We start from the raw sequence: 22,180 nt of genomic DNA, 5'->3' as shown, positions 1-22,180 counted from the left end.
CATGACAAGCAAAAAAATAAAAACAAGTCTATTTGCCTTCTTATTCGTTATCCTCAACAGTGCAGGAATTACCTTCCAATCGTGTAACTTTTTGGATATAGATCCGTATGTAGCCGATCTGTTCACCCTTGACACTGTGTTTGCAAAAAAAGAATATACACAGAAGTATCTGAATAACGTATATAGTTACCTGGTCGACTACGGTTCGCCAAGCGCATGGACAGACAATGCGCAACCTTGGGTGCTTATCAGCGATGAAGGTGTAGCAGGCTACAAGAGAAACAGACACAACTACAATTATTTCTGTAACAATGAAATGAAAGCGGAAGATCTGGACCACTTCGACTATTGGAATTATTTTTATGAAGGAATCCGCAAAGCCAATACTTTTATTCAAAGAGTAAATGAATGTCAGGAAGTAAGCGCTTTACAACGATCGGAATGGATCGGACAGGCGACATTCGTTAAAGCGATGATCTATTTTGAACTGATGCTGGCCTATGGTCCCGTCCCCATTGTTCCTGATACGCCTGTCGACTTCGACACTCCTATCGACCAGATGATGGTCGAACGCAACACATGGGATGAATGCAGCGATTATGTATCAGCCTTGCTGGAAGAAGCAATCAAACTATTACCCACACAGGTCAGGGATAATTCGGAAATCGGCCAGGCAGTAAAGAATTCTGCACTGGCAGTACTGTCACGCCTGACGCTTTATACGGCCAGCCCGCTTTATAACGGTGAAAATTCAGAATTCAGCGATTTTATAAACAATGAGGGGGTACCTTATCTCAATCCGGTAAAAGATATAAAAAAATGGGCTATCGCTGCTGCCAATGCTAAACGATTGGTCGATATCAAACCCAACGATCTCTATACTGTTCCCAAAATGGAGAATACTCCGACTTTCCCTGTACCGGCAGCCGAACAAGGTGATTTCCCGGATGGCGTAGGAGGCATCGATCCTTACCATTCTTACATAGATATGTTCAATGGCGAATGTGTATTAGCATCATCTAACCGGGAGATACTTTTTAGCCGCCAAAGTACGGGAATCAACGGCATGAATAAATATGCCGCCCCGGGTGTACTGAATGCATGGAATGTATTCTTTGTACCGCAATCACTGGTCGATGCTTACTACATGGCTGACGGACGTACCATCAATAATGCAAGTGAAGCCTATCCTTATGAAGAAGGTTACACAAATACGGATCTGGTATTTTCCGGAGAGAAAAACAGTAATGGTTTTACGCTGCTGAGCGGAACTCATAAATGGTATGCGAATCGTGAAATGCGCTTTTATGCAACGATTGCCTTCAATAACTCCTACTTCCCCTCCACCTCAACTCCTCCCGACAAAGTGGACCAGCAGGATGGCAAAGTGGCCAAATATTTCAGCGACTCAAAAAGTGGACGGGACTATGCCCTGAACCGTCCCCAAGGCGAAGCCGAAGAATACCCGATGACCGGATATCTCTGCCGGAAATTCCTTCATTACGAAGATTCATGGATCAGCGGCGGAAGGCAGAAAACCAAATATTGTCCGGCCTACCGTATGGCCGAAGTATATTTAAATTATGTAGAGGCGATGAATGAACTGGATCAGGCATATACCATCAACGACATTACAGTGACACGCAACACAGGCGAAATGAAACGTTGTTTCAACCTGATCCGTTACCGGGCCGGATTACCGGGCATCACCGACGCCGATGTTGCCAATGTAGAAAGAATGAGGGAGTTGATTGCACGGGAACGTCAGATCGAATTTGCCTGGGAAGGACGTAGATATCATGACCTGCGACGTACTAAAAAAGCAATTATCTACGAGAACGCACCGGTTATGGGATGTGATGTAAGCGCAACAGAAGCAGAAAAGGATAAATTCTACAACATTATCCAGGTAAAAGAAAGAGACTGGATCTACAAGGTCTTTACCCGCAGACAGACTTTCTTCCCCATACCTAAAAGTGAAGTGGATAAAAATCCTAATCTGGACCAGATGCCCGGATTTTAATAATATGTTTTTAGACAAATACATTAATACAGTTTATTATGAAACCAGATAAATTAAAGCTCATATTATTTTCCCTGTCAGCCTTCATATTTTGGAGTTGTTCAAGTGAACCGGCTGATTTTGGTGAACAATATAAAAAAACACTCTATATCGTAAACAGCCGTGATATGCTCTACGTGGGTGAACATGCTTACGGAAGTGAAAACAATTCCATGTCATTTTCAATTTATTGCGCCTCCTCCGAACCTATCAAGTCCGACCTGACGGTTCAACTGGCAATCAACCCGAATGCGCTTGACTCACTCAATAAAAAAAGTGCATTGGGGAATCCTTTATATATCGACAAAAAACTATTGCCGGAAGCGAATTACACATCGACAGATTTATCGGTAACCATTCCGGCAAATGCTCAATACGGAGTACTTCATATCCCCTTAAAACCACAAGGGCTTGATCCCGACATCTCGTATGCCCTACCTCTCACAATCGTCTCAAACAGCGAAGGGTATGATGTGAACGAAGAATTGAAAACAATGGTTTACGAAGTTAAAATGGTCAACGGATTCTCTGGAAATTATGCGGGTAGTTCTATTGAGTTACCTAAAACAATCCGTTCGGTACAGCCAACCTTGAAAGCCATGTCTTCCAATTCTGTACGGATGCCTATCCATTCATTGTCCGGAGAAGCCAAATACATAAAAACCAATTTTATGCTTCTCACTATCGGTGCGGATAGCACATCTGTTACTATAAAACCCTGGCTGGATGCCCAAATAACTGATCTGGGTAAAAGTACTTACGATAAAACAAGACAAAGTTTCTATCTAAGATACAGTTACACAGATGCAGACGGCAAAACATTCGATATAGAAGAGAAAATAACGAATCTCGACGCTCCTGTAATCGATACGGAGGAATAAGGAAGATTGAAGAAAAAGGGCACATGCTATTCCGAAAAAGCATGCGCCCTTTCTAAAAAAAGCCTGCATCCCTTTGCAACATTTTTATTTATCTGTAACTTCGTATATTCTTCCATATAAGGGAAGTACGAAGTCGCATGAAAACACATTACAACGTTATCAACTATATTTTTCTCTTACTATTTTGCCTTAAAGCATCGGGGCAGGAACCGGACAGTGTACTCAATAAACTAACCCAGTTTATTCGTGCGACCGATCAGTTTTCCCAATATATTCCCCACGAAAAAGTCTACCTGCATTTCGATAACACCAGTTACTATCAGGGCGATAATATTTGGTTTACATGTTACGTCGTAACCTCCGAATTGCACCAGGCAACCGAACTGAGCAAAACCCTGTATGTCGAACTGCTCAATCCCGGAGGAGAAATAGTGGACAAGCGTGTCTTGAAAATAGAAGACGGCCGGTGCCATGGTGATTTCACGCTAGGCCAGCTTCCCTTCTATTCCGGATTTTATGAAGTCCGTGCCTACACGAAATATATGTTGAACTTCGGCGAAGACGTTATCTTCTCCCGGCTACTGCCCGTATTTAACAAGCCCAAAGAAGAGGGAAACTTCGAAGAGAAAAACATGCTGAAATACGGATACGGCAAATACCCGAAGAAACGGGAGAAGCCTCAAAAAGACAAGAAAGTAACCTTGAAACTCTATCCGGAAGGAGGAAACCTGATCCACGGCATCACTTCACGGATTGCATTCGAAATAACCGATGCATTCGGTAACCCACTGGAAGCCTCCGGAAAGATCATCAATGAAGACAAAGAAGATATCTCCACCTTTTCAACAGTTCACGAAGGACGAGGTTTCTTCGACTATACACCTGACGAAAGCAAACGAAAAGCAATAGTCGACTACAACGGCAAACAATACCAGTTTGATATGCCCAAGCCATTACCACAAGGATTCACCTTCCATGTGGACAACCTGTCTTCTCCTGACAGTCTCGAAATCTCCTTACAGAAAAATAAATATACTCCCGCCGAGAAACTGGGCCTGGTTTTTATCAGCAGAGGACAACTACATGGCTACAGCCTTATTAATGTCATCCATAATGAAACAATCCGGTTTAAAGTAGATAAAACAAACTTCCCGGCAGGTGTTGCACAAGCCATATTATTCAATTCCGATGGAGAAATACTTTGCGACCGCCTCCTATTCAACAACAAAGACAACCAATTTAGTATTCAGTCAAAAACCTCGAAAGAGACATACGAGCCTTACGAAGCAGTCGATATGGAATTTACCCTAACCGACCGGGAAGCCAATCCCGTACAAACGCCATTCTCCTTATCGGTGAGAGACGGCATGAACGAAGTTGCGTGGAATCATACTATCCTGACCGATCTACTGCTGATGTCCGAAATCAAAGGGTACGTCCGCAACCCGTCTTACTATTTCGAAGCGGACGACTCTACCCATCGCTCAGCTCTCGACCTTCTTATGATGGTGCAAGGCTGGCACCGTTATTCCTGGAAGCAGATGGCAGGTATAGAACCATTCGACTTGAAATACAGGCCGGAACAAGGTATCGAAATGCACGGCCAGGTAGTTTCATTTGTCAGGAAAATACCCAAACCGAATGTCACCGTCTCTTCCTTCCTGCTCAAAAGGGGCGAAGAGGAAAAGCCCGGCAATGCGTTCGATGTATTTGTTACAGACAGCCTGGGACGTTTCGCTTTCCGTACAGATATTACCGGGAAATGGAATATGATACTGGCTGTAAGCGAAAAAGGGAAAAAGAAAGACCACCGGATCATACTGGACAGGCTTTTCACTCCGGAACCTAAGAGATACCGCTATGCCGAGATGCAAGTGAACATCGCCGATAGAGCGGAAGGAGATAAAGAAGAAAAAACTGAGCCGGAAGATGTTCCCAATATTCAGGAACCGGAAGAAGATATCAACGCCCTGCTGACTTCTTACGAAGATTCATTGGCCAAAGTGGGAAACAAAGAAAAAATCCTCCGCCTGGATGAAGTAACCGTTACCGCTAAAAAGAGATCACGTGAAAAGGATATCTACAACAACCGATCGAAATCTATCGCCTATTATGACGTTCAGTCAGAATGGGATGATATCACGGACCAGGGCAAATACATCGGAAAAGATATCCATGAACTGATGATTAATATGAATAATAATTTCAGAAAAGCCTTCTCCAGACAGGACGAATATCTGCAATACAAAGGCAGAATGCCTCTTTTTGTAATCAACTATGAACCGACGATGGCTACTGAAATGGATTACAACAAATACAAACTGATCCGGCTCGAAGCCATCAAGTCTATCTACATCAACGAGGATATCTCCACTATGTGTAAATATGCAGATCCAAGAATATCTCCGCTGGAAATAGATAAGATATATGGTTGTGTCGTTTTTGTTGAAACATACCCGGAAGACAAGATTCCGACAGATGCAGGTAAAGGGGTACGAAAAACCTGGCTGGAAGGTTACAGCCAGGTCAAAGAATTTTATAGTCCCGATTATTCAGTGCTTCCTCCCGAACCGGATTACCGACGCACTTTATACTGGAATCCCTCCGTTACTCCGGATGAAAAAGGCAAAGCCAGTATCCGGTTCTACAATAACAGCAGATGCCGGAAGTTCAAGGTAAGTGCCGAGACAATTACAGCAGATGGAATAATCGGGGTTTACAAGTAATCAATACAAGTATAACTGTTTCATCTTCTGGATATCGACTCCTAACGTTTCTGTCAGGAACTTAGTCATGGAGCCATACTTTTCGTCTATCTTATCATAGGCGGCATTCAGATATTTTTCATCGACAGTTACTAACGGGGCGATCTGAGGATAATATTTCAAATACGAATCATATTTACCCTTAATATATTCTTTACTAAGCAAATAATCCTTCATAATCGTCGCCTTATCCACATCGAGAGCCGACAGGATAAGCATGGTCGCAACCCCGGTACGATCTTTACCAGCTGAACAATGATAACTTAACGGTAAAGAATTTTCATCCTGAAGATATTTAAAGAACTCTTTGTATTTGGCCACATAATCATCATAACTGATCATTTCGATATACCCGTCAATCATGATCTGTGCAGTTTCTTCCTCACTAAGTCCCTTAGATATACTTCCGATAATTTCATCAGAAAATATATTACCGGCATTGATCTCTAAATTATAAGGATTCTTTACAGTAGAAGGCAATTTATCCGGAGCAGCCGGCATCATACCGCCAAATCCACCTTCTTTTTCTGTTGCAGTACGAAAATCGACAACGGTTTTCAGTCCCGTACTTGCCAGATATGTCAGGTCGGCATCAGTCATCTTATTCATTTCGTCCGTACGGAACAATTTTCCCCAACGAACAAACTTCCCCTCTTTATTTTTTATACCGCCCAAATCTCTGAAGTTATACGCAGTGACCGGCAACAATCTTTCTGCTAATAAAGCCTGACCTTCAGCCGTCTTAAACAAGAATACGGATCTTTTTCCGGCATCAACGCTCAAATCGAAAGAGCCTTTTCCGTCACCGGTCAGACAAGGTGTATTCATATCGATATCTTCAGCTGTAGAACCGGCATATAATTCCCAGGCTTTATCGGTATCCACACTCAGCACAGCCTTTTTCGTCTCTTTATCACGGGTAATCCCAGCATCTCCGCTTATATCCTTACCCGAATATCCAACAGTCGTTTTCTCATCATCGTCCCCACAAGAAACAAATACTCCGGAGGCACAAAATAGTAGCAATAAACAGCTAAACAAATTCTTCTTCATAACACGCTTTTACTCATTAATAAATATTTTAAAAGGCGCGCAAGATACAGGTTTAAAACCAATTACACAAAAACAGAACCGGTTTTAGCCCTATAAATGAAATTTAGAATATCGTTTATTTATTTTGGAATATAAAAAAAGGTAACCTCGTTTGTCATCTTATTTTATCAATGCAAAGCATTCATTAAATTGCAATATAATTGATTTCTGGTCAATCAGTATTTCCATATTCCTTAATTTTCTCCTCACAAATCCGCATTGTAATATCTCGAAGCATTTCCACCTTTGGTATAAGTGCATCAATATCTTCTTTTGTGACTACAAAATGAGGATTATAGCGGGCATCCACATAGGCAGCTTTTAATAGTTTAAAAAATCGTTTCTCTTCGGAGGTGTTTTGAGGAAATACATTATTCAGATCATCGGAATAACGTCTTACAGAAGATATTAATTTGGAAAGGTTATGCTGTTTACTGTTTCGTAGTGTATGTGTTAAACGGATAGCATAGTAATAATTTTCACAGGATTGATGAAGAAAAAAAGATGCCTCTTTATAATCTGTCTCTTTGTCAGCCATTATTGCATACTTTAAAAAGTTATTTGCTCTCACACACTTTTCATCAAAATACTCTTGTGCCTGCTCTCTGATCTCTTCAAAGTTTAATTTCCGACGACGAGATAATTTATATCTCCCACTATCATAAAGAATAATTCCTTCCTGCTTTATTTGTGTATAGAAATACCGCCCCTCTTCAATGAACTTATTAAGCTGCTTAATATCATCATTGATAAACTCAACAGGGGTATCGCGGTCAAAATCTTTTCCGGCAAAGAAGATATCTTCTACGTTATCCAAGATGGTTTCCGCTTTTTTACTGTTTATTCCGCTTGTTATCACGTAAATGTCATAATCTGATATTTTAACGGTAGGAATACCGCCGTCTTCAATCCGTATACTACGGCGAACATAATTGCCCCTCGCATAACTTCCATACAGAATAATAAACTCCGTCTGAGGTAAGCGACGAAGTATCTCCGTTACAAGAAAATTCAGTTCTTCCTGTTTGTCTTTAGGCAGATAAGCGATCGAGTCTTTCATTATGCTTGATTATGTACAACGTTAAAATACAAAAGTACATTATTATGTGAACAACTGCTACTTATTGGATCTTTCTTTGAATCTGTCGGCAAGAATTTCTTTGCAGACTTCTTTAAGCTGACCGATAATCTCTTGTCCTTTTTTACGGGAAATACGGATACCCTCGCCCACGACAAGCATGTCTTCAATAGTTGGATTTCCGCTGCCGTTAGCAGTTGTAGCGTGTTCACCATTATAACCGCCACTACATCTTGTCAAATCGTAGGCTGGTGCCAATTCCCATTGGGCGTTCCTATAATAAAAACTGAAGTTTTTAGCATGGTCGTCTTTGTTTTCAGCCAGTATATTAAAGACCATTCTTCGGAACATTTCTTCCACCTGAACAGGGTCTTGCGTGATGACTCCGGTTAAAGCCAATAAATTCTCATAAGTCAATGCCGGATAATGGATAGATTGGTTAAGTAAAGCTCCGGCTGTTGCAGTGTGTAAACGTTGACCATCTTCTATATCAAATCGTTTTGTAGCAAAATATTTATTTTCAATAAGTTTAAAGTCAGGCACATTGATACCTGATGCACGAGCAGCTTTATTATATTGATATTCCATTTTACCCATATCTTTCGGATCATTGATATGACGGAATTTCAATATCCAATCTCCTTCCTCATCTTTATAAAGTGATTTTGGGCGACAGCCACCTGAATTACCACTATTAAAATAAAGAACATCGACATCCTTATCCGTTTTCTCGGCAAGCACCTCGAGAGCTAAATTTTGCATATAATCTAATTCCGGTAGACCTTTTGGCTCACCGATATATAATTCAGGCACATACGATAAGGCCCCCATTCCGGAAGCGCCAACAATACTTAAACGTTGCACAGGAGTCAAGCTTGTATCATCTATCCCCTCTTTTTGCAATATTCTGTTTAAAAGATAACGCCCGTACCCGTCAGGCAGGCTGTCTTCAAAAATTCCAAAATTGCCATAGAAAGGTTCTATGGGGGCAATAAACAAACCTTCTTTCAAGTCTAATTGCCTTGGAGCAATAGAAAAACCGGACTTTAGCCATTCTTTATCATATTCAAAAGCACACCTTTGAGTAGGAGTCATAGCAAGTTCACCCACCTTTTTGTCTCCATAGAATACAGACACTTTATTTATCTGTCTGATTTTCTCCAAAGACCTTATCTTCCTGGTTTCACTCTTTTTCTTTCCTGACATTACGGCTTCCTCTTTTCCTGTTTAAATTCCTGTTTATCTCATCCAGTTCAGCCATTGTGTTGTATAATGGTTCTGACAATAATTGTTTCAAATCATTGGTATATCCCAACGCTTTTGCCAATGCAACAAAAGAAACTAAAGATATGACATGCTTCGTTTCAAATTTCGCGATTGTAGCAGCAGGAACCTTACTCAAATCTGCCAAAGCATCTCGTGAGAGGCCTTTTTCCAAACGTCTCTTCTGACAGTTTTGTGCCAGAACCTTCATTATGGCTTCTGTCTTATCTTCGTCGAATGTATATAATAAAGTCATACTATAGTAGCAATAAACGGCTTAATCAATATTATTGTATTAGTTACAAAGATAATATTTATTTCCAGTAAATACAAAAAGGACAACTATCGAAAGTGTCGATGTATCTATATACCACTCTGCTCCCCATACTCCTTAATTTTCGCCTCACAAATCCGCTTCGTTATATCCCTAAGCAATTCGACTTTTGGGATAAGCGCATCGATATCCTCTTTAGTCACGACGAAGTGAGGATTATACCGGGCATCCACATAAGCGGCTTTTAATAGTTTAAAAAGTCGTTTCTCTTCAAGTGTGTTTTGAGGGAATACAGTACTCAGATCATCGGAATAGCGCCTGGTGGTAGAAGATAATTTGGATAGATTATGTTGTTTGTTATTTCGCAAAGTAAATGTCAATCGGATAGCATAGTAATAATTTTCACAGGATTGATGAAGATAAAAAGATGCCATTTGATACCTATCTCTTTCTTTATTTGTTATGGCATCATCAAAAAAGAAATTTCCTTTTTCAAACTTCTCATTAAAATAGTCCTGTGCCTGTTTCTTTATCTCATCAAAATTGAGTTTTCTCCTACGAGACAATTTGTATTTTCCACTATTATAAAGTATTACTCCTTCCTGCTTTATTTGTGTATGGAAATACCGGCCCTCTTCAATAAACTTATTAAGCTGCTTAATATCATCGTTGATAAACTCGACCGGAGTGTCGCGGTCAAAATCTTTTCCGGCAAAGAAGATATCTTCTACGTTATCCAGAATGGTTTCTGCCTTTTTGCTGTTTATTCCGTTTGTTATCACGTAGATGTCATAATCTGAGATTTTAACGGTAGGAATACCGCCGTCTTCAATTCGTATGCTACGGCGAACATAATTACCCCTCGCATAACTTCCATACAGAATAATAAACTCCGTCTGAGGTAAGCGACGAAGTATCTCCGTTACAAGAAAATTCAGTTCTTCCTGTTTGTCTTTGGGCAGATAAGCGATTGAATCTTTCATTATGCTTGATTATGTACAACGTTAAAATACAAAAGTACAAAAAAAGCAGAATTGCCTTTAGCTTTTTGATTCTAAATCATATATTTACACAACGTTCCTGTTTTTATTTGTTTTGTTTGATAGTACAGAATGAATAAGTCTATATAATACAGGCAATTAAAATATCATAGTATTAATATAAGCTCGATTCCTCCGAATCAGGCTTAGAAAGGAACGTATTCATATGGACAATAATAATATAACTGGAATAAAAGGCTATTACTATCTGCTACAACAAATTACTTCTTTATTAAATCTGTCATTACCAGAAATCAGACAGAAATATATAAACTATCCATATTGCTTAATTGACTATTTCGAAAAAAATGTGGAAGAAAAATCGATCGAGATACGATTTGACCAGGAAGCATTTACGATGACTTGTCTTTTCAGCAACGAAGGTAAATGTGAGTTTGTTTATTTATTCCCTGATAAAAATGAGTATGTAAAGGGATTCATCTCTTATCTAGAGATAACCCAAAACTACGACTATTTAATGAATAGATTAGATGGGCGATACCAGGTTGTTACATAAAAGCGAAGGCAATAGAACATCTATCCAATAATATTTGTCTGATGTTTTATAATTAACCGGTAGTCCCTAAACCATAAGAAGACTATAGCAAAAGCCTTTTTATACTTTCTTACAGGCACGGATTATACGGATTTGACAAATTGCTTATTTATCTAAACAATGAAATCTGTATAATCCGTACTTGAATTATATTATTATGAAGAACTCACGAATATCAAACTGTCAATTCAACCCTCCTATGGAAAGGCTGCACGGGAGAGAATCAAGACCTGCTACCTTTTACATCACTGTCAGCAACTTAAGAAATAACATATCATCTTGCCTGAAGCAAACAAAACAGCATTATGCTGCCCATATCAAATAAAACAAAACAATCGACCAAATATTTATTGTATACACTACATATTGTCAATCCACTTACAACACTCATCTGCCTTGTTATAGAACACAAAAAGTGTTATTCAACATGCTTTTATACTACAAAATAGCTTCAAAAGAGGCCATAATCAACACTTATTAACAAAGAATTTCCCTTTAAATAAATCCCTATCTCATTTAAAATGAAAAAAAATTCGTTTTAAACGAGATGGAAAATCCTTTTAAACGAATTGCAAAAGTCATATACCTAAAGGGGATTGTTAAATATTGTATTCAACACTCTTCTATAACACTAATTTGACATAACATACAAGTTACTAAAAGAGCTATAATGAAATCTTTTTATTCAAAAGAAAAGCAATATTACCTCATTTTGTCAAATTCCATAATTTCACTTCAAAAGTTCGTGTTGTCATCTTATCATTTCACGTAATATCCCACTTTAACACATTGCATTAAAGGATAAAACAGCTGTTTTCCAAATATTTACTATCTTTGGAGATGAGTAAAAATTGTATTCTTAGAAAATACAATTGCCACAATGGAGTCTTAAATCAAATAAAAAGAAAAGACATATGCTTGAATCCAAAAACGTTGATAGAGCAGGTACTACTTTCGGCAATATTCTGACCGACAGGTTGATTATACGGTTAGCAAACCCGGATGATGCGGAAGAAATATACGCTTACCGCTCTGATACTATTGAAAACCAATATCAGGGCTGGTTCCCCGAATCTGTGGAGGAAGTTCGTAATTATATAACCAATATGCCGATGACTATAGATATAGCCGACATATGCTTTCAATTTGCCATTCTTACCAAGAATGAAAACCGTCTGATCGGAGATTTGGGAATAATCTTCACAGGACACGAAAGAATGCAGGTAGAGATCGGTTGTACGTTGAATAAAACTTTTCAAGGTAAAGGATATGCCACCGAAGCATTAACGGCAATGGTAAACTATTTTTTCACAATCCTAAAGAAACATCGTATTGTAGCATCTATTGATCCAAGAAACACCGCCTCTATCCGACTTATCGAACGACTGGGATTTAGGAAAGAAGCTCATTTCAAAGAGAGTTATTTCCTTCGTGGCGAATGGGTAGACGATATAATTTATGCTATGCTCGATAAGGATTAGGGTAACAAATGAATACTTACACTTTTTCCAATGCTGCGATCATATTTTTCTTCGCTTATATGTATCTCTATATTCCCGGAGCAATTGATTGACCATAGCATCACCACCTTCAAATGTTCTCATCCGCTTCAACATGCGGGCTACACAATCATAAGCAGAGGAATGAGTTATTAAAGCCTCTTCCTCTACATAGTCATGGTAAATATCCAATATCTCTTTTTCGAAATGTGGCTTTAGAGAAAATTCTCGAACGAGCCAAGTATTTTAAAGAAAAGCTAAAGGTATTGTTTCCGGCTGATACGCAGCAAACGGAAAGGGCAGGAATAATCATTTGCCTTACGTCGTTAGTCCTGAATATTCGTTTTGCGGAATGGATGCAGCAGTTACAAGACAATGATATGAAATACCGTTATCTCCTGATGAAATGAAAAGCGGACGGGAAAAGCCTTGATTTGCTGGAGATGAATTTTAACCGGAAACGGGATAATGTATTTATTCAAAGCGTAACAGATACGGTTATAGATTTTGAATATCGTAGCAGGTTGTCATCTTCAGGCAGCACCTTGAAGAGGTGGTTTATCAAGTTGCCGTTTAAACTGCTCGGGATATTTTATTTGCTATTCTAAAATGTGTATTTCATTATTTATTAGTCCTATTGCTTCATCAATGAGATACCAATAAGACATTTTCACTTATATTTCAGTGAGAAAGTAGTTTATTCTTGTGTCTTGGGTACAACAACAGTAAACCATTCACAAAGCAACCTTGTTTCTCCTGTGAGTTTTAACCCAATTTTCTTTAATATAGAAGAATAGTATTCTGTATGAATTCTTTTCCAATTTTCTAAACTTACATCTCCTTCTTCTATTGAAAATTTTTCTGTAATACTTTCGAATTTTACAATTTCAATTTTAGTAATTTGTATTATACAGATTTCTTTATTGTGTGAATCAAGTATAGAAGCAAATTCATTTACTTTTATTATATCTTTGTATTCATTGTAGTGATAATCATATAAAGATGAAGTCGCTGTTTTTTTTCCTGATAATACTTTCATTGCTAATTCATCAGCATTACATCCAAACTGAATTTTATGTTTTATATCCATTTTAATTGTGTTCTTAGTTGATTGATATTAAAAATCGCAGATAATCTAATCAGTATACAACCTGTGTTATAGTTCATTTGCAGTTAGCAGAAGGCGTTATATAATAAAGATGCAAAGTAAGGCAGAATGCAGTAAAAAAGTCTTGAAAAAATTCAAGACTCTTTTAATAATATTTTTTTTCGGATATGGCTGACGGTCTCAGGAGTAACACCAATAAAAGACGCAATTTCTTTTAGAGAGACTTCTTCTTTCAAATTGGGACACCGCTGCATTAACGTTATGTACCTCTGTTCTGGAGAATCACAATATGCCTGCAGCATTCGTTTGTATGCCATTTTAAACATAGACTCTGCTACATTACGCCCCAATCTCTGTGTATCTGCGTTCATTTCTAAGAAATCAATTAATTCTTTATATGTTAGTTGATAAACTACACAATCTGTAATGGCTTGAATGCTTACAAGTGCTGGTTCTCTATGGATAAAAGAAGCATAATCACAAACAAATTCTTTCTCGAACGAAAAACAGACAATACGTTCATTTCCAGCTTCATTCATGTAAGTATATCGAAATGAACCATTTTCTATCCATCCAGCAATTAGAGATGGAAAATTTTGTTGCAAGAAGTATTCCTTTTTTGTGTATTCAACTCTTTTGCCTTTTTCTAAGAAAAACTCTTTGAGAATTGTGTAACTATTTAAATGTGATATTGATAAATTGACCTCTGACATAGTATTTCTTTTTGCCTGATGCACAAAGATATAAAGAATATCCTATAAAAGCCTCTTTTTTAGAACAAGTGCGTACATTCCTTTTTCCTAAAACATCTTTTTTAATTTAGAATTATCCAAATCATTTATATGGGATTAAAAATTTCATTTCTATATTGACTTTGTTTACTTCAAAATTAGAAAAAACATATAAAGCAAAGTTCAAAAATTGTTGAATACTCGTTCCACATCCCCATGAACAAGAAAGATGTTTCGAATTTTCCATTGGTGAATTGTTCGATCTACCTTTTATTCCCAATAGTACCAACCCCAAAGAGGAGGAGTTCAGAAAAAGGTAACCACTTCTTTGTGTATGTTCAAAATAATTACCGCCTAAAAATCATATCTTTGCAAATATAAGCGGATTATAAGATGGTGAACTTCAATGAATACATAAATGAGATTGATTTCTCAGAATTCAAAAAGTACTTTTTAGAAAAGGGAAAGTCAATCGAGATTAAAAAGAAGGATTATTTTGTTAGACAAAATGAGCCATGTAAATATGTGGGATTTGTCGAAAGTGGCATTTTTAGATATACTCGTATTGATAATGCTGGTAACGAACCTATTGTCGGTTATAGTTTTACCGAAGATTTTGTGTGTGATTACCCATCACTGATTAAGCACATGGGGTCATTAACCAATATTCAAGCTGTTACAGATTGTTCTGTGTACGTGTTATCTATGAAAGAACTGAATGATTTTTGGGAAACAAGCATAAATACTCAACGTTTTGGTAGATTGGTAGCAGAAGAAATTTTTGTAGAAATGTATCAACGGCTACTTGGCTTTTACTGCGACACAGCAGAGCAGCGTTATGTTGCGCTACTAAAGCGCTGCACAAACCTCCCCCAGCATATTACTTTAAAAGAGATAGCCTCGTTTCTTGGTGTGACACCTGAAACCGTCAGCCATATACGAAGAAAACTACGGCAAAAATGAAAGTCTTGAAGTATTTCAAGGCTTTTTTTATTCATGTTCTCCAACTTTGCACGTATTATTATTCCCTGAATTATTATCAATTAAAATATAGTTATATGAAAAATTTATTCAGAACATTTGTAATACTGTTTTTGGCAATCGTATCCACTTCTTGCAGTAATGATAATGATGATTTTAGATTTGACTCTGAATCATTGAAACAGACGACATGGGAGGGAGTTAATCTCGTAACCGATGGAGATAAAACTATAAGGACAATTAACGTAGAGATGCAATTCTTTGATACACAGAATGGTCAATATATTCTTAGGGAAGACGGATTCGGAGCTGAGGTATATAAGTTTAACTATTCCATTGAAGGTAAAATTATGAATATAGAGGACGGACCTCTTTTTAGTAAACGTACTATGTTAGAATTTGCTAAAGATAGGATGGTATTAGAAGCACTTAGTTCATACAAGTCGACACTTACCTTAAATCGACGATATTAACGAAACTGTTTATCACCAATTATTACTGACATTTGATAATTAAAGGAAATTATAAGCAAGGGGGGACTTATTCTCAAATTGGAGTGAAGTACCCCTTTGCTTGTTTTCAGAAGTTCGTAAAATTGGGGTTCAGGAAAGAAGCACTATTTCCTTCGTGGCGAATGGGTAGACGATATAATTTATGCCATGCTCGATAAGGATTGGGGTAATTGAGTAGGGGGAGCTAAATAAATATCCACATATTGTATTTCTAAACAAATTTGTTTATTTTTGTAGTGATATGAAAGATCAATTAGAAATATTGAAAGGTGTTCACCCTGGCTTATTTTTAAGCAGGGAGTTACGAAATCGTCAATTAAGAAGTGGTGCATTTGCAGAATCCATAGGAGTTCATCCTCAAACGTTAAGTGCCATCATTAAGGGACGAAGAAATATGAACATACCTTTGTCTCTAAAGATCGAGAGATCACTCCATTTAGACGAAGGACTACTAATGACCTTACAGGTTTATTATGATATTGAATTGGAAAAGAAGAAAGAAGCTCAATCATATCATCCTGATCTTTCTATATATCGTAAGATCTTGTTTTGGGATACAGACTTTGATAAATTAGATTGGAACACCAATAAACGGTATATCATTAATCGTATTTTTGAACGGGGAAATGAAAAAGAAATACTTGAAACAATTCGTTTCTATGGTAAAGACACAATCCTGTCGTTGCTGGACTTAAATAATAAGTATGCAGTCAATCTAAAATCTAACATTCAAAAATATCTGAATTATGCCAACTAAACTCAAATATCAAACAGTAACGCCATTACTAAAAAAGGTATTGACACAATTAATGTCCAATGACCTTTTTCACCCCTTCCAGCTTGTAGGTGGAACATCATTGAGTTTACAGTTAGGACACCGTATCTCTGATGATATAGATTTATTTACTGATTACGAGTATGATTCTATTGATTTTAGGGTTATTCAAGACTGGCTAAGAACTCAATTTGCATACTGTAACGGAGATTGTGGTGAAATTGTTGGTTTCGGATGTTCCTATATAATAGGTGACTCTGTTGACGATTCTGTCAAACTCGATCTATTTTATACAGATCCTTTTATTCGTCCTGCAAAAGTCATTGATAATATACGTCTAACGTCTTTTGAGGATATTATAGCCATGAAACTAGATGTAATCGGGCGTGGTGGACGAAAGAAAGACTTTTGGGATATTCACGAATTACATAATACATATTCGATAACTGAAATGTTAAACTTATATGTAGAACGTTTTCCTTACAATCATACGAAAGAAGAAATTATTCAAGGTTTCACTAATTTTGATATTGCAGATTCCGACCCCAATCCCAAATGCTTAAAAAAGAAGAACTGGCAACTGATAAAATTAGATTTCATTGATTGGCTAAAACAAACCTAGCAACCAGCATAAAACAAAAAATCCCTCTAAGAACATCTTAGAAGGATTTTACATTTTGTGCGGCTGAAGGGACTCGAACCCCCACGCCGTGAAGCACCAGATCCTAAGTCTGGCGTGGCTACCAATTACACCACAGCCGCATTTGGTTTGCGGTGCAAAGGTAAATCTTTTTTATTAATCTGCAAGTATTTCGGGGGAGATTTTATTTATATCAGGCTCTGACAGTTCTGAGCCGGACAAAAGGCGCGAGATAGCAGCTTCTATAATAGTGTCTTTTCCTTTCTGCATATCTTCTTTGGTCATGGCTACTTCCTGATCCGGGTCAATGCCAAACTCTGTATGTTTCTTGTCTGCATCAAGGATCGGGCAAGCGGAAAAACGGACACTCCACCCTATGGGTAACTCCGTTGTAAAAGGGAAACCGCTACCACCTCCGGTACGGTCACCCATAATCATTACGTGGGGTAATAAACGCATCGTACTCACAAAATTATTCGTGGCACTGTAACAATGACGGTTCGTCAAAACGATAACCGGTTTCTGCCAGCGAAGCCGGTCGGACGGAGAAAGATATAAAGGATAAGGAGTGGAAAAGTCATTATGCCCATTCCCTTTTTTATACATGACATAGCCGGTCAATATCTTTTCTTCCAGGAAACGTTGGGTGATCCGGTCCGAATTTGACATCGCACCTCCCCCGTTATTTCGTACGTCAAAGATGATACCTTTACAGTCTTTGAAATGCAGGAACATATTATCCAGATTACTTTCGCCTACCCCGCTGGAGAAATTACCATAGTAAACATAACCCACCTGGTTATCAGACAGACATTTATATTTCAGTCCACCGGCAATTTTATAATCTGTCCCCAGATAATTCTTCTGTATGTCCGAATCGAAATTAGCCGGATAATCCTCATACCAAGCCCAGTAACGGGCCACATCGAATGAAGAAAACAGATTCGTATGCCCGTCCTTCAGTTCCGCCAGCATTTTACCCAATACATCAAACAGGTCGTACTGGCTCATCTTATCATCGATCTGAACACTGTAACGGTCGTGCACTTCATCCCAATCGATATTCTTAAATTCGAAGAAACAATAATTCTCATCCAGAATCCGCCAAAGCGCCTCAAAGTTATCCCTGGGAGACGGATTATACTTATCCGCCTTCTCGCAAGCCGAAAGAAGGATACCCGTCAGGAATAAATAATATAGAATATGTAATTTCATTTTTTCGCTTTCAATAGTAGGCACTGCTGTACTTATGCCTCTGTTTCAGGCGTTTCCCTCCAAAGGAATAAAATTCCTTCACCAGGCCGATCATAAAGGAGTTGGATAAAACATGCGTCTTAATCCCGTTCACATCTGTCCGGTACATGCTGTTCAGATAGCCGGCCCTCACCGTAAAATTTGCTATCGGAAAGTCGAAAGTGAAATAATTCCTCATGGCAAATTTATTATGAAGCGAACTGAACTTTATCACACCGCTACGGTCTCCCTGGCTGAGATAATAATAAGGTTGACCTTTATGGATGGCAAACAGGGCACCGATAAACGGTATTTCCATCTGGTAACGGAAAGTCACCGGATAATTCCCGAACTTAAAACCATAAATCCCCATCGCCGAGAAGTTCAAATCCAGATCAGCCTTGCCCGAAGCCGGATTGTTCGTGTTACGAGTATTATAAATAAAACCACCCGACAAACGACCTGAAAGGCCTGTCAGAACTTTCAGATTCGGCAACAGGTTGGTAAATCGGTAGTGATATCCAAGCGAATAGTCCACAAAACCCACATAATCGGTTGCCACGTCCGCAGCATTCCGGGTAGATGCAAACTCGACATTGAGAAACTGCTGGCGCGATACCTTATAATCCGCCAGCCGGACAATCTTCATCCGTTCATTCTGTATCCGTACACCCCATCCCGTATATTTCGTTTCTATTCCGGGAGTCAGGTAGGTATCCATGACATTGTAACCGCCTATTCCTATCATCGTCGCCTCATTGACCGATCGCGGAATTTCGTCTTCCACATTTTTGTCTGTCTGAGCCGCAAGCGGAAACACCAGACAAAACGACAAAATCATCAGAGAGGCCAACGTCTTCATAGGCTATTCATCAAACAGCTTCATCTGCCCGGTTATTTCGTCTATAATATCCGAATCACTCTCTGTTTGCCCGGTATCGTCATTATCCGGATTACCTTCTCCACTCGTATCTCCCGGCTGTTCCGCAGGAGCGAAGCGGGTTGGTTCAAGCTCGTTGACTGTTTCCACCTCAAAGGTAGAGATACGTTTGCCTTTCGCTTTGAAGCCTTTCACTGCGATAAACTCTTCCGCGTCCAGCACAAGAGGCTCGCGGAAAGCGTCATGACCACCGAATACCACCTCAATACGGGGATAAACCTCATCGGTAAGCAACATCAGGCGGCTCTTCGGATTCTCACCCAGGAAGTTCTGCTTCTTGCTACCGGCTTCCAGCACGAAACGTTTCAGATACGGATATTTCTGGTCGGCATCATATAAAGCGGCCGTCCAGACTTTATTCGAGTTAAATTTCTCTATAATCTGTATATTGTCGTCGTAGTGATTGCTCAGATCAAAGTTCGTCGTATAGAAATCGCCGTTGCGTAAAACTACCAGGATCAGGTCATCGCTCTGGAATTCGCCCAGTTCGTCACCGCGACCGTCATAGTTCAGGCGCAGCACATCCCAGTCGAACCAAACCTGGCGTCCTCCCAACGTAGAACTACCCTTCTGTTTCAGGCTGATCTTATGCACATCCGCCTTTGTCAGGATATTTCCCATCGAGCCACGTCCCTTAATGGCGATCTCGCTGAAATCTTTTTCAAACACAAGCAGTTTCTGGCGGGGTTTCGGTTTAAGGATCACCTTGACCGTTTCAGCTTCCCCATTGGGATTCGCACTGAAATATAACACCCGTGAGCCCTCCGTTCCTTTCGTCACGTCATACTCCTTATCACGTGTCACACCGGTGACGGCAAAACGTTTGATGTAGTTATAACCGACTTTTCCATCACGGTAAATAACATTGTAAATAGTACGGGTATCGTTACGTTTGAATACATTCACATACAAAACATCTTTCCCGACAAACATTTTATCGCTGACCTTCACGATCTTATACGTTCCGTTACGATAGAACAGAATGATATCGTCTATATCCGAACAGTTACAAACATATTCATCTTTCTTGAGGCTCATTCCCATGAAACCTTCCGCACGGTTGATATAGAGCTTTTCGTTTGCTTCCACCACCTTCGTTGCTTCGATCGTGTCGAAGTTACGGACTTCGGTCATACGCGGATAATTCTTGCCATATTTTTCCTTCAACATGGTAAACCAGTTGATCGTATAGTCTACGATATTATCCAGATGATGATTGATGCGCTCGATCTCTTCGCGAATCTGGGCAATCAATGCATTGCTCTTTTCCGAGTTGAATTTAAGGATACGTCCCATCTTGATCTCCATCAGTTTGAGGATATCTTCGCGGGTTACTTCACGGATAAAATCAGGCTTGAACGGAGTCAGGCGCAGGTCGATATGAGCCACGGCCTCATCCATATCCTTCGAGTTTTCAAACTCTGCATCCTTATAAATACGTTCTTCAATAAATATCTTTTCGAGGGAAGCGAAAAAGAGAGTTTCTTCCTGCTCGGCTTTCTGTATCTGTAATTCGGTACGCAACAGATGCAGCGTATCATCTGTCGAATGGCGCAACACATCGCTCACTTTGAGGAAGTGAGGTTTGTTGTCCATGATCACACAACAGTTGGGCGAAATGCTGATCTCACAATCTGTAAAGGCATACAAGGCATCGATCGTTTTGTCTGACGATACGCCCGGAGCCAGATGCACCAGGATTTCTACATCTTTCGCCGTATTGTCATCGACTTTCCGGATTTTGATCTTTCCCTTGTCGTTTGCTTTCAAGATGGATTCGATCACGGAAGAAGTCGTTCTTCCGTATGGAATTTCGCTGATTACCAATGTCTTGTTATCCAGCTTGGTTATTTTAGCACGGACTTTTACCGAACCGCCGCGCTCACCGTCATTATATTTAGAGACATCGACATAACCTCCTGTCTGAAAATCAGGATATAAAGCGAAGTCTTCCCCCTTCAGGTAAGCTATCGAAGCGTCCAGTAACTCGTTAAAATTATGAGGAAGTATTTTAGAAGAAAGACCTACGGCAATACCTTCCACTCCCTGTGCCAGCAGCAAAGGGAATTTCACCGGCAAAGTAACCGGTTCTTTATTACGCCCGTCATAAGATAGCTGCCAAAGGGTAGTCTTCGGATTAAAGACTGTTTCAAGAGCAAATTTGGAAAGACGTGCTTCGATATAACGGGGAGCAGCGGCACCGTCACCGGTAAGGATATTACCCCAGTTTCCCTGGCAATCGATCAACAGGTCTTTCTGTCCCAACTGTACCAGCGCATCCCCGATAGAAGCATCTCCATGAGGGTGAAACTGCATGGTATGCCCCACGATATTGGCGACCTTATTATACCGTCCGTCATCCAAACGCCTCATCGAGTGCAAAATACGACGCTGAACCGGTTTCAGACCGTCATTGATATGCGGCACTGCACGTTCCAGGATCACGTACGAAGCGTAATCCAAAAACCAATCCTGATACATCCCCGACAGATGATAGGATACGCGGCCTTCTCCCTTCCCGGGTATTTTATATTCCGAATGTGTAGTAGAATCAGATTGCTCACCATTTTCCTGTGAGTCTGTATTTGTCTGTTCTATTTCCTCGTTCTCGTTTTCTTCTGTGAAATCTTCAATATCCTCTGGTTTCATATACTTATATGGTGCTCTATCTTCTTTTTCAGCCTCTGCCGGAAAGTAAATTCCAGCGTGTAAATATACGAAATATTGGCGAGATAATAAAAAAGCATTAT

General features: G+C 39.3%; 19 protein-coding genes, 1 tRNA gene and 1 pseudogene. 10 read left to right on the top strand and 11 right to left on the bottom strand.

Annotated features, from left to right (window positions below):
- Window position 1 precedes the first annotated feature (1 nt).
- The 3 genes from K6V26_RS23705 (at window position 2) to K6V26_RS23695 (ending at window position 5,669) form a co-directional block, all read left to right on the top strand.
- The gene (locus tag K6V26_RS23705) at window positions 2–2,023 is read left to right on the top strand and encodes a RagB/SusD family nutrient uptake outer membrane protein (protein WP_224264058.1); all 2,022 of its coding nucleotides are present in this window, start codon (window positions 2–4) and stop codon (window positions 2,021–2,023) included.
- A gap of 38 nt (window positions 2,024–2,061) precedes the next feature.
- Window positions 2,062–2,943 carry a BT_3987 domain-containing protein gene (locus K6V26_RS23700; protein WP_009860195.1) on the top strand — a complete coding sequence of 294 codons (882 nt, stop codon included), beginning with the start codon at window positions 2,062–2,064 and terminating at the stop codon, window positions 2,941–2,943.
- A gap of 137 nt (window positions 2,944–3,080) precedes the next feature.
- Window positions 3,081–5,669 carry a hypothetical protein gene (locus tag K6V26_RS23695; protein WP_224264057.1) on the top strand — a complete coding sequence of 863 codons (2,589 nt, stop codon included), beginning with the start codon at window positions 3,081–3,083 and terminating at the stop codon, window positions 5,667–5,669.
- Here the strand turns inward: K6V26_RS23695 and K6V26_RS23690 are convergent, their stop codons facing one another.
- The 5 genes from K6V26_RS23690 to K6V26_RS23670 form a co-directional block, all read right to left on the bottom strand.
- Window positions 5,670–6,761, bottom strand: a complete 1,092-nt coding sequence (locus tag K6V26_RS23690) for a tyrosine-protein phosphatase (RefSeq protein ID WP_048314327.1) — start codon at window positions 6,759–6,761, stop codon at window positions 5,670–5,672.
- Window positions 6,762–6,972: 211 nt separating this feature from the next.
- Window positions 6,973–7,860: a HEPN domain-containing protein gene (locus K6V26_RS23685; RefSeq protein WP_048314325.1), complete on the bottom strand. Its 888-nt coding sequence runs from the start codon at window positions 7,858–7,860 to the stop codon at window positions 6,973–6,975.
- Between the two features lie 57 nt (window positions 7,861–7,917).
- Entirely contained in the window at window positions 7,918–9,084 is a 1,167-nt protein-coding gene (locus K6V26_RS23680; RefSeq protein WP_010801024.1) for a type II toxin-antitoxin system HipA family toxin, read from the bottom strand.
- Complete coding sequence (locus tag K6V26_RS23675; RefSeq protein ID WP_010801025.1) at window positions 9,062–9,397, bottom strand: helix-turn-helix domain-containing protein; 336 nt, start codon at window positions 9,395–9,397, stop codon at window positions 9,062–9,064. Before K6V26_RS23675 ends, K6V26_RS23680 begins: the two co-directional genes overlap by 23 nt.
- A 107-nt stretch (window positions 9,398–9,504) precedes the next feature.
- The gene (locus K6V26_RS23670) at window positions 9,505–10,398 is read right to left on the bottom strand and encodes a HEPN domain-containing protein (protein WP_224264056.1); all 894 of its coding nucleotides are present in this window, start codon (window positions 10,396–10,398) and stop codon (window positions 9,505–9,507) included.
- A gap of 367 nt (window positions 10,399–10,765) precedes the next feature.
- On the opposite strand from K6V26_RS23670, the gene K6V26_RS23665 reads away from it, so the two are divergent.
- From K6V26_RS23665 to K6V26_RS23655, 3 genes and pseudogenes are all read left to right on the top strand, one after another.
- Window positions 10,766–10,972 (top strand): hypothetical protein, encoded by a 207-nt coding sequence (locus K6V26_RS23665; protein WP_224264055.1) that lies wholly within the window; start codon window positions 10,766–10,768, stop codon window positions 10,970–10,972.
- Window positions 10,973–11,925: 953 nt separating this feature from the next.
- Window positions 11,926–12,492: a GNAT family N-acetyltransferase gene (locus K6V26_RS23660; protein WP_224264054.1), complete on the top strand. Its 567-nt coding sequence runs from the start codon at window positions 11,926–11,928 to the stop codon at window positions 12,490–12,492.
- A 317-nt stretch (window positions 12,493–12,809) separates the two neighbouring features.
- A pseudogene (locus K6V26_RS23655) lies at window positions 12,810–13,118 on the top strand (hypothetical protein); the annotation flags it as partial.
- 89 nt (window positions 13,119–13,207) lie between these two features.
- Here K6V26_RS23655 and K6V26_RS23650 read toward each other — a convergent pair.
- A complete protein-coding gene (locus K6V26_RS23650; RefSeq protein WP_010801029.1) occupies window positions 13,208–13,600 on the bottom strand; it encodes an ASCH domain-containing protein in 393 nt (130 codons plus the stop codon).
- 152 nt (window positions 13,601–13,752) lie between these two features.
- Complete coding sequence (locus K6V26_RS23645; protein WP_010801030.1) at window positions 13,753–14,331, bottom strand: Crp/Fnr family transcriptional regulator; 579 nt, start codon at window positions 14,329–14,331, stop codon at window positions 13,753–13,755.
- A gap of 411 nt (window positions 14,332–14,742) precedes the next feature.
- Here K6V26_RS23645 and K6V26_RS23640 point away from each other — a divergent pair, with 411 nt between their 5' ends.
- The 4 genes from K6V26_RS23640 to K6V26_RS23625 all read left to right on the top strand — a co-directional run bounded on the left by K6V26_RS23640 (window position 14,743) and on the right by K6V26_RS23625 (window position 17,239).
- Window positions 14,743–15,312: a Crp/Fnr family transcriptional regulator gene (locus tag K6V26_RS23640; protein WP_224264053.1), complete on the top strand. Its 570-nt coding sequence runs from the start codon at window positions 14,743–14,745 to the stop codon at window positions 15,310–15,312.
- A gap of 95 nt (window positions 15,313–15,407) precedes the next feature.
- Window positions 15,408–15,803 carry a hypothetical protein gene (locus K6V26_RS23635; RefSeq protein ID WP_129698065.1) on the top strand — a complete coding sequence of 132 codons (396 nt, stop codon included), beginning with the start codon at window positions 15,408–15,410 and terminating at the stop codon, window positions 15,801–15,803.
- Window positions 15,804–16,083: 280 nt separating this feature from the next.
- Window positions 16,084–16,599: a helix-turn-helix transcriptional regulator gene (locus tag K6V26_RS23630; RefSeq protein WP_121719534.1), complete on the top strand. Its 516-nt coding sequence runs from the start codon at window positions 16,084–16,086 to the stop codon at window positions 16,597–16,599.
- The gene (locus K6V26_RS23625; protein ID WP_010801033.1) at window positions 16,589–17,239 is read left to right on the top strand and encodes a nucleotidyl transferase AbiEii/AbiGii toxin family protein; all 651 of its coding nucleotides are present in this window, start codon (window positions 16,589–16,591) and stop codon (window positions 17,237–17,239) included. The genes K6V26_RS23630 and K6V26_RS23625 overlap by 11 nt, the downstream gene beginning before the upstream one ends.
- 58 nt (window positions 17,240–17,297) lie before the next feature.
- On the opposite strand, the gene K6V26_RS23620 is transcribed toward K6V26_RS23625, so the two are convergent.
- The 4 genes from K6V26_RS23620 to K6V26_RS23605 all read right to left on the bottom strand — a co-directional run bounded on the left by K6V26_RS23620 (window position 17,298) and on the right by K6V26_RS23605 (window position 22,079).
- Window positions 17,298–17,379 (bottom strand) — tRNA-Leu (locus K6V26_RS23620).
- Window positions 17,380–17,413: 34 nt separating this feature from the next.
- The gene (locus K6V26_RS23615; protein WP_010801034.1) at window positions 17,414–18,472 is read right to left on the bottom strand and encodes a S41 family peptidase; all 1,059 of its coding nucleotides are present in this window, start codon (window positions 18,470–18,472) and stop codon (window positions 17,414–17,416) included.
- A 10-nt stretch (window positions 18,473–18,482) separates the two neighbouring features.
- Window positions 18,483–19,352 (bottom strand): DUF3316 domain-containing protein, encoded by an 870-nt coding sequence (locus tag K6V26_RS23610; protein WP_009860206.1) that lies wholly within the window; start codon window positions 19,350–19,352, stop codon window positions 18,483–18,485.
- Between the two features lie 3 nt (window positions 19,353–19,355).
- Window positions 19,356–22,079, bottom strand: coding sequence for a DNA gyrase/topoisomerase IV subunit A (locus K6V26_RS23605; RefSeq protein WP_009860207.1), 2,724 nt, complete (start codon window positions 22,077–22,079; stop codon window positions 19,356–19,358).
- Between the last annotated feature and the right edge of the window lie 101 nt (window positions 22,080–22,180).

This window comes from Parabacteroides goldsteinii (genome assembly GCF_020091425.1).
Classification (GTDB): Bacteria; Bacteroidota; Bacteroidia; order Bacteroidales; family Tannerellaceae; genus Parabacteroides; species Parabacteroides goldsteinii.
The sequence above is the reverse complement of the archived record's forward strand: the minus strand, read 5'-3'. Positions and strand labels throughout refer to the sequence as shown.